The 9,419-nt window shown below is 42.3% G+C and carries 7 protein-coding genes, 1 riboswitch and 1 other annotated feature; of the genes, 5 read left to right on the forward strand and 2 right to left on the reverse strand.

Features of this window, described 5'->3' with window-relative positions:
* The first annotated feature begins 130 nt into the window (after positions 1-130).
* From CUU66_RS21185 to CUU66_RS21205, 5 genes are all read left to right on the forward strand, one after another.
* A complete protein-coding gene (locus CUU66_RS21185; RefSeq protein WP_101645380.1) occupies positions 131-856 on the forward strand; it encodes a ZIP family metal transporter in 726 nt (241 codons plus the stop codon).
* A 79-nt stretch (positions 857-935) separates the two neighbouring features.
* Positions 936-1,185 (forward strand) — a binding site (T-box leader).
* A 53-nt stretch (positions 1,186-1,238) separates the two neighbouring features.
* Positions 1,239-2,234 carry a tryptophan--tRNA ligase gene (locus CUU66_RS21190; RefSeq protein WP_101645381.1) on the forward strand — a complete coding sequence of 332 codons (996 nt, stop codon included), beginning with the start codon at positions 1,239-1,241 and terminating at the stop codon, positions 2,232-2,234.
* 150 nt (positions 2,235-2,384) lie between these two features.
* Positions 2,385-3,152 (forward strand): DeoR/GlpR family DNA-binding transcription regulator, encoded by a 768-nt coding sequence (locus CUU66_RS21195; RefSeq protein ID WP_101645382.1) that lies wholly within the window; start codon positions 2,385-2,387, stop codon positions 3,150-3,152.
* 114 nt (positions 3,153-3,266) lie between these two features.
* Positions 3,267-3,569, forward strand: a complete 303-nt coding sequence (locus CUU66_RS21200) for a DUF3817 domain-containing protein (protein WP_257968093.1) — start codon at positions 3,267-3,269, stop codon at positions 3,567-3,569.
* A 276-nt stretch (positions 3,570-3,845) separates the two neighbouring features.
* Positions 3,846-4,409 carry a hypothetical protein gene (locus tag CUU66_RS21205; protein ID WP_101645384.1) on the forward strand — a complete coding sequence of 188 codons (564 nt, stop codon included), beginning with the start codon at positions 3,846-3,848 and terminating at the stop codon, positions 4,407-4,409.
* 1,115 nt (positions 4,410-5,524) lie between these two features.
* Here CUU66_RS21205 and CUU66_RS21210 read toward each other — a convergent pair.
* Positions 5,525-6,571: a ribonucleotide-diphosphate reductase subunit beta gene (locus CUU66_RS21210; protein ID WP_101645385.1), complete on the reverse strand. Its 1,047-nt coding sequence runs from the start codon at positions 6,569-6,571 to the stop codon at positions 5,525-5,527.
* Positions 6,572-6,586: 15 nt separating this feature from the next.
* Positions 6,587-8,794: a ribonucleoside-diphosphate reductase subunit alpha gene (locus CUU66_RS21215; protein WP_101645386.1), complete on the reverse strand. Its 2,208-nt coding sequence runs from the start codon at positions 8,792-8,794 to the stop codon at positions 6,587-6,589.
* Positions 8,795-8,965: 171 nt separating this feature from the next.
* Positions 8,966-9,162, reverse strand: a riboswitch (cobalamin riboswitch).
* Positions 9,163-9,419: the final 257 nt, after the last annotated feature.

A 9,419-nucleotide genomic window follows, 5' to 3' on the forward strand; every position in this document is an offset into this window, starting at 1 on the left:
TAAACTCCGTTCTTCCTTCTTATAGAATACCGTAAATTACTCCTTAGCTGAAAAAAGTAAGATTGTATTTTCTAAAACAAGGGGAAAATATAAATAATAATGAGGTTATAACTATTGGGAGGCGGATCGTTTGCTGAATGCTGCATTGTGGGGCGGATTTGCTAGTCTGTCGCTATTCTTCGGCTCACTTATAGCGATATACTTCAATCTGCCAAAAAAAATCATAGGTTTCATCATGGCGTTTGGAACTGGAATATTAATTGGAACTTCCTGTTTTGACCTTCTAATGGAAGGTGTTGAACACAGCGGAATTAAAGCTACTTCTCTGATATTTATGGCCGGATCGGTTGTCTTTATAGCAGCAGAGCTTCTCATAGTCAGAAAAGGTGGCCGCCAGAGAAAGCGATCCAGTAAGAAAACGGAGAATCATTCCGGATTAGCCATTTTTCTAGGGACATTAATGGACGCTATTCCTGAATCCATTGTCATCGGAATCAGCACGATTGCAAGCGGTTCTGTTAACCTTGTATTTATTGCCGCAATCTTTATAAGCAACTTTCCGGAATCTCTATCAAGCAGCGCCGGCCTCCGGGCTGATGGATATTCCAAAGGTAAAGTCCTCTCTTTATGGGGCAGTGTTGTGATCGTTTCCGCGGTCAGTTCTGTCCTTGGCTATGTGTTTCTGAAAAACAGCTCTGAATCAGTAATCGCTTCCATCGGGGCATTTGGCGCAGGCGGTTTAGTCGCCATGGTGTGTTCCACAATGCTTCCGGAGGCTTTTGAAGAAGGAGGTCCGCTTGTCGGACTGATTGCTTCCTTTGGATTAATTGTTTCACTTTTCTTTTCGCACCTATAATTTGTGGTCTTTCCGCGGTCCCGGCGGTGAATTACTCTTCACATCCATAGGTATAATGAATATAATAGGTGTATCTATAGAAAAAGCGATGACAAAGAATAGTACATACTTTTAGCATTTAGGGACCCTTTTACAAAGATGGGCGTCTCATTAGAGAACTGATGGCTGGTGGAAATCAGTATGCTGGGTATGGAATGGGCTTTCGAGCTTCAAACCGAACCTTTGATGAAGTAGGCTTTGACGGTGACTCCGTTACAGTTGCAAAGCGAGCCTTTAGGGAGCATTCCTTGGGCTAATTAAGGTGGTACCACGGGTTTCTCGTCCTTTTTGGATGAGAGGCCCTTTTTTATTTTTATCAAAAGTCCATGCTGGAGGAATAATCATGACAAAACCTGTAGTGCTTACTGGAATAAAATCTACTGGCACCCCTCATTTAGGAAATTATATCGGAGCCATTAAACCTGCGCTTAGAATGGCAGCCTCCGCAGAAAACCAGGGAATCTATTTTATCGCTGATTATCATGCACTCAACTCTGTACAGGATCCTGTACTCTTTCGACAATACGCCTATGAAATTGCAGCAACATGGCTGGCACTCGGATTAAATCCCGAAGAGGTCATTTTTTATAGACAATCGGATGTTCCAGAACTTATGGAGCTTCACTGGATTCTTTCATGTGTGGCACCAAAAGGGCTGATGAACAGAGCTCATGCATACAAAGCTGCAGTAGACAGAAATAGCACGGAAGGATTGGACAAAGACCACGGAGTGAATATGGGGTTGTTTAGTTATCCCATTCTAATGGCTGCTGATATCTTGTTATTCCAATCAGATAAGGTTCCCGTCGGCAAAGACCAGATTCAGCATGTTGAATATGCCCGGGACTTAGCCGAGTACTTCAACCGTACTTTCGGAGATACCCTTAAGCTGCCCGAGTACGTCATCCAGGAAGAGACCGAGCTGCTGCCGGGGCTTGACGGGCGAAAAATGAGCAAAAGCTACGGCAACACCATTTCTTTATTCGAGGAACCAGCTAGATTAAGAAAACTGATTAATAAAATTAAAACAGATTCATCTGCTCCTTCCGAACCGAAGGATCCCCATGGTTCTACCCTATTTCAGCTTTATAAAGAATTTGCTTCTACAGAAGAAATCGATCTGCTCCGTGAAAAATATAAGAGCGGGATTGGCTGGGGAGACGTAAAAAAAGAAGTATTCCTAGTTATTGACCGGGAATTGGCAGAGGCCCGCCAAAAATATAGAGAGCTTCTTGATAACAAGGAACTCATCGATCAGATATTGGAATCCGGCGCGGCAAAGGCACGAATCCTGGCTAAAGCGGAATTAGTCAAAATTAAAAAATCAATCGGCTTGTAAAAACAAGGCTGCTTAGGCAGCTTTGTTTTTTTCATGCATAAACAAGAATGATTTTTTAAAAAACAGCAAAAACGAGATTGACGAAACAGCATAATGCAGCAATAATAGGAATATAGTTACTATTATCCAACTAAAAAGGGAGGGTTTTTTATGTTTTCTGAAGAAAGAAAAAAGCAGATTATGGAGCTATTAACCCAGAATGAACGCGTGCTTGCAAAGGAATTAGCGGACTTATTCCATGTATCAATCGACTCCATCAGACGTGATTTAACCTCTATGGAAGAAGAAGGGCTTTTAAAAAGAACACACGGCGGAGCCATCCCGTTACAGCAAACTAGAGTTATCCCTTCACCGCCTTCCATTCGGTATAGTGAAGCAAATGAATATGACCAGGCCATTGCAAATTATGCGGCGTCACAGATCAAAGACCAGGATACCGTTTTTATAGGCGGAGCTTCCCTACATTATGCCATGCTTCCATTCCTTCCGCGTGATATCCACTTCACTGTTGTAACAAACTCGGTAAAAATTGCGGATTCCCTCCGTGAAGAGGAGCATATCGATCTCTACCTGATTGGCGGCAAAGTCAAGAAATCAGGTAATATAACAGATGCATTATCTCACGAATTCATCCGGCACTTTAACCTGGATATCTGCTTCCTGACAGGAGGAGGCCTTACCGCAACAGGTTTAAGCACGGCAACTCCCGAGGTTGCACTGGGAGCCCGCCTGATCGCAGAACAATCAAGAACCGTGATCTGTCTTATGGGACACCGAAAATTTGGAACTGCCTCGTTTGCAAAAATTCTTCCGGTTTCCAGATTGAATTACATTATTACAGACGAAGAGACTTCAGAAGACAAGTTAAGAATCATAAAAGAACAAGGAACTCAAATTATTGTAGCGAAAAAAGAATAATCATGCAGAAAACAGCAGATGTGTGGCTTTATTTAATTTTTACAATAAATAGGATTAATCACGATAATTTCTTGATAAACTACTCTTATACATACTGATAAGGGGGAAATCGTTTTGCCACTAATAGGTCTGCTAAGAGCGTTTGCTATTCTGGAAGGTGTCTCCTATCTCGTACTTTTGCTCATTGCTATGCCATTAAAATATTGGGCCGACATGCCGATGGCGGTTACAGTAACCGGGGGAATGCATGGCTTCTTATTTATTGGATTCGTTATTCTCGTAGCAGCCGTAATGATGCTTAAAAAGTGGTCCTTTGCCTGGGCCATCTGGGCAACATTCTTATCATTCATTCCGTTCGGAACCTTCTGGCTCGATAAACAGCTTAAACATAATAAAAACGGAGTTCCTTTTTTATAGAGAGGCTCTTTTCGCAAAGTTTGTTGCTTTTTAATGGCAGGTTGATTTCCGTTCCAGGTGCTCGCTTTCCGCGGGGCGTGCGGTGAGCCTCCTCGGCGTATCGCCTGTGGGGTCTCACCTGTCCCGCTGCTCCCGCAGGAGTCTCGCACCTTCCACTGCAATCAACTGGTTCGATAAGGAAAAACATCTCGAAAAACAATAATCCTTTAGAAAACAGCCTATATAAAAGAGTTGGAATTTATGTGAGGGCTTCTGCTGTTAGTTAGGCAGGTAGCAGTGAATAACGCAGCATTAAAATGTATAAGTGAAATGGTATTTATGGAAAACATGCACCTGTTTGAAAGGCCTGACGTTATTCTGTACCATCCAGGTCACTTTCCAGAATTAAACGAGCAGCTAGTGAATTACTATAGAAAATACGGAGCTCATTTAATAATGATTCCAGAAGTCGTTAACTCATTCTTGAACTGCAGTGAATATGAATTCTATGCCCCGCTTTTAATAGCAGAGGGAATTAAAGGGGAAAAACTGATGCCAATTCGAACCATCAAAGGTTTAGGTGTTGATCGTGTTATTAAATCGGCTTTTGAATTTCTTAACGGCTCCCATCATAAAAACATTTTATTAGCCGGAAAATCCTTCTTCTGCAGACGATTCTACCTGCTGGCTTCAATTTATGCTAACGATGACAAAGTAATCGATATATTACCACTCCAAGACCATAGAGAGATCGTTCCCTATAAGTGGGAACAAAGCGAGAAAGGCAGGGCCAGAATTCTTAACGAGCTCGAACAATACCCGAAGATTATAAAAAAACAAATGGGTTTTGAGTGGAATTAGTGTGCTGTCAGCACTTTTTGCGGGTGACGACCTATACGACGCTGTGATTTTTAGCAGCGAATGCATGTTATGTGGCTAAACAACAGTTTTATGTGGCTTAATTTCGGATTTATGTGGCTATCTTAACTTTTTATGTGGCTAACTCCTACTTTTATGAGTTTTAGTTAAATTTCTTGGCCGCCTCAGATGAATAGTACTGCGTCCCATCATGAAAAAGAGAGGGAAGTAACCCTCTCAGGCTGTCGAGAGTGTTTCGGCAGCCATTTTACTATTTTGATTTAAGAGCATTGCCATTAAAAAGAGCATTCTTATCCAAAGATTAGCATATTCCTCTAAAATGAAGCATAAAGGCATCTGGATACGCATAAAGCATCATACATAAGCATTGGATAAAGAGAGATAAGCATAAACGTTCAAAACATAAGCATAAAACCTAAAAACGTAAGCATAAACCTTCTGAACTTAAGCATATTTTCCATAAAGTGAAGCATAAAACCATGCTGTATCAACCGATTCTAAACATTTTGTAAAAAAACCTCTTCCAAAACGCATGTTTCTAGAAGCTCGGAGCTAAAGGTATTAAAAAAGGGAACCAAAAGTATGGTTCAGCCCCCAAAATAGCGGTTTTGCTGTTAAAAAAGCCCACAGTTCTCGTTTTATAGTTTCGCGGAATCATGTAGTTACCGGGTAGCGGCATACACTATAAAACCGAATAATGAAATACCTTTAATCTTAAAGGCTCTTTTCTAAAAGATTGTTGTTTTTTAATAGTCCTGTGAACCTACCCTATTGTTATACAGGTTGATTGGAACGTAAGGCGCGAGACTCCTGCGGGAGCAGCGGGGCAGGTGAGACCCCACAGGCGAAGCTGAGGAGGCTCGGGCGCCCGCCCCGCGGAAAGCGAGCATCCTGTAGTGGAAATCAACCCCCTTGTTCTAACAACAAAGTTTGCGAAAAACAGCCATCTTAAAAGAGTGGTTACAACCAATTTATGAAACAGTTTTCCTGTCAACGTAGAATGTTCACCCCTAAGAGACCAGCGCAAATATTACCCAAGCTGACAGGGAAGTAACACGAACTTCTTCTATATATCAGACATGCAGGTCCCCATCCCCCTAAAGCTCATCAAACCCATTATCCATGTGGTTCACTTTTACATACTGCCTCGACTTCTGTTCAAAAAAATCTGATTTCCCGAGATCGGCATCTTCATATGCTTTAATCCAGCGAAGCGGATTGGTGCGATAGCCTTCAAAGGGCCTTTCGCAGCCCAGCTGGTTGGCTCGGACATTGGCGTAGAACTTGATGTAATCTTCTACATCAGTGATGGCTATCCCTTCTATACGGTTCCCGATTATGTACCGGGCCCACTCAATCTCAAGCTCCGCGGCTTTTTTAAAGGTGTCCACTACAAAATTCCGCAGCTCCTCTGTATCCTGTCCAGGATTTTCAGCCAGTATTTCTTTGAATATCTTAACGAATAAATCCACATGAAGCTGCTCATCCCGGTTGATATAATTAATCATAGTGCTGGTACCCACCATTTTCTGGTTTCTGGCCAGATGGTAAAAGAAAGCAAAGCCCGAGTAAAAAAATAAGCCTTCTAATACCACGTCGTACACGATAGATTTAAGAAGATTTTCAATTGAAGGTGTTTCGGCAAAGTCCCTGTATCCATTTGTAACAAAGTCATTTCTTTTTTCTAAAATGGGCTCAGTGCGCCAGAATTCAAATACTTGATCCTGTACCCCCTTGGGAACAAGACTCGATAGCACATAGGAGTATGAGTGATTATGGATGACCTCCTGCTGGGCAAGAATGATCATTAATGCAGACAGGCTTGAATCGGTTATATACTCTGAAACCTTACCCGCATAATCGGTTTGGATGCTGTCAAGCAAAGCCAGGAGTCCGATGATCTTCAAAAAAGCGTCTTTTTCTTCCTCCGTTAACTCAGGAAACTGCTTCATATCCTGTGACATATTAATCTCAAACGGTGTCCAAAAATTGGCGAGCATTTTTTTATATTTTGGATAAGCCCAGGGGAACCGGACATCGTCCCAGTTTAATATATTCGAGCTCTCTCCATTAATAATCCCTGTTGATCGATTCGGACCTTCTTTGTCCATAATAGCCCTTTTGATAAGATTCGATTCTTTCATTTGATTCACCCCTTCTTAACTTGAACAGGATTCACATTCTTCTATATCGGAAGAAGTGGATCTCACATAGTAAGTTGTTTTTAGATTTCGTTTCCAGGCTGTCAGATGCAGGTGCAGCAATTCTTTTGCTTTAATCGTATTAGGGATGTAAAAGTTAAACGAAATGGCTTGGTCAATATGCTTCTGGCGGACTTCATTCTGCTTAATGCTCCACTCTTGATCCAGAAGATACGCTGACTTATAGTACCAGGTCGTATTCTCGTTTAAATCCGGTGCAGTAACAGGGATTCTGTAATTCTTCTTTTCTTCCGAATAAAACTTGCGGAAAATAGGATCTATGCTCGGAGTGCTTCCCGCAATTAATGCTGTCGAGGCGTTTGGGGCAACAGCCATTATATAGCCATTTCTTAAGCCGCTTTCCTGAGCATCCTGCATAAGACTTCTCCACTTTTTGGTATGATAGCCCCGTTTTGAAAAATATTCTCCGCTCTCCCAATCCGACCCTCGAAAAACTGGGTATTCGCCTTTCTCCCGGGCAAGCTCCACACTTGCTTTTATTGCCTGATATGCGATTTCTTGATAAAGCTCGTCCGCGTAATGAACCGCCTCGTCACTCTCCCATTTGATCTTTTCCAGGGCAAGCAAATGATGCCACCCGAATGTTCCCAGGCCAATAGCACGGTATTTCTTATTGGTCACTTCTCCCTGCACAACAGGAATCGTATTGATATCAATCACATTATCTAGCATCCTCACTTGAATGGGAATCAGTCTTTCCAGCACGCCTGCAGGGACTGCTTTTGCTAGATTAATAGAGGATAGATTACAGACTACAAAATCGCCTGGCACTTTCTCAACAATAATTTTCCCATCTCTAAACCGCTCTTCCGTTTGAATAGTCGCACTTTGGTTTTGGGTGATTTCTGTACATAGATTTGTACAATAAACCAGTCCTTGGTGGCTGTTGGGATTCTTCCGATTTACCTCATCGCGGTAAAACATAAAAGGCGTTCCCGTTTCCAACTGGCTCCTCATAATCGATTTCATAATTTCAATGGCTGGAACAATGGTCTTCGATAGTTTTTCATTACTTACGCATTCTTCATATTTTTTTCTGAAGGAGCCTTCCCCTTTTTCCTCATCATAAAAATCCTCCAGAGAGAAGCCCATTATGTCCCGTACTTGATGGGGGTCTAATAGATGCCAGTCCCCGCGGGATTCCACCTGCTCCATAAACAAATCAGGAATGCAGATGCCCGTAAAGAGGTCATGGGTCCTGTACCGTTCATCACCGTTGTTAAGCTTTGCATCCAGAAACGAGAAAATATCTTTATGCCATACATCGAGATAGACGCTGATTGCTCCCTGCCTCTGTCCAAGCTGGTCCACACTTACGGCTGTATTATTCAGCTGCTTCATCCAAGGAATAACACCGGAGGAAGCCCCCTTAAACCCTTTAATATTGCTTCCCCTGCTTCTGATTTTGCCTAAATAAACCCCGATGCCGCCGCCGTTTTTGGAAAGGTTGGCTATATCGGTATTACTGTTATAAATGGACTGAAGGCTATCGTCCACTGTATCGATGAAGCAGCTTGACAGCTGACCCCAGTTCTTTCCGGCGTTTGATAAGGTTGGAGTCGCCACCGTCATATATAAATGGCTCATCGCCCAGTAAGCTTCCTTGATAAGGGCTGTGCGCTTGTTCTTGTTTTCCTTCTTCATTAAAGTCATGGCAATGACCATAAATCGTTCCTGAGGAAGCTCAAATAGATCGCCGGAATGGCTTCTTGCAAGATACCGGTCAGACAGCATTTTAATTCCTATGTAAGTAAAATAATGATCCCTGGAGGGTTCTATAAAAGTACCAAGTAAATCGATCTCTTCCCGGGAATAAAACCCTAATAAATCTCCGTCATATATCTTTCTTGAAGAGAGCTCCTCTATGAGTACATAAAAAGAGCCGTAGTCAGTGTGACTGCCTCTATTCTGTCTGGCCTCTGAGTACATTTTTGCCAGATGGATCCGTGCTGCTGCGAAAGTCCATTCTGGTGCAAGCTCCGACATTTCGGCCAGGCAGTCTAAAGCTAGTTCGTCCAGTATGGCAGAAAAGGATTTTCTTTCCCGTGCTTTTTTTAGCAGAGGATCAAAGGATAACGATGTAAACTTTTCTTGTAACTGTTCCAGCAAGGCAGCAGCGGTTCCATGTTCAACTGTATGATTCATTTGAATTCTCTCCCATCATTTTTACAGTACATATCCAAAAGAATAAAACCCGTAAAATACAAAAATCCGCTCAGGATATGAGCGGATCAAACGATAGCAGAATGAAAATTTCAGGTCATAAACAACCAGATTATACCACCGTTTCATCCTCTCAAATCCCCGAAGAATCGAAACTATCGTTCAGCCCTGGCAGGTCTCCTGACTCATGCTTCGCTCTACTCTAAGACCTTCCCATATAAGAACCGTTAAGCCTCTTATACAGTGGTGCTCTTATTTCGTCCACATTTACAGTTGCGGGGACAGTTCCGGAATTTAACCGGATTCCCTATTAAGTCCTATGAAAGGACACCAGCACTGAACATCTATATTTAGTTATGAAATCGTTTCAACAATACTATATGTTGTGCTTGATTCTAGCATATTAACATGTATTATTCAACTCATACTCTTAAGAAGAAACGGCATATCAGCCTTTTTTATTTAGGCTCTTTTCTAAAAGATTGTTGTTTTTTAATATGTTTTGTTACGTCACCCTATTGTTTCAGTCAGGTCGATTGGAACGTAAGGTGCGAGACTCCTGCGGGAGCAGCGGGACAGGTGAGACCCCACAGGCGAAGCCGAGGAG

Source organism: Peribacillus deserti (assembly GCF_002863585.1).
Taxonomy (GTDB): Bacteria; Bacillota; Bacilli; order Bacillales; family DSM-1321; genus Paraperibacillus; species Paraperibacillus deserti_A.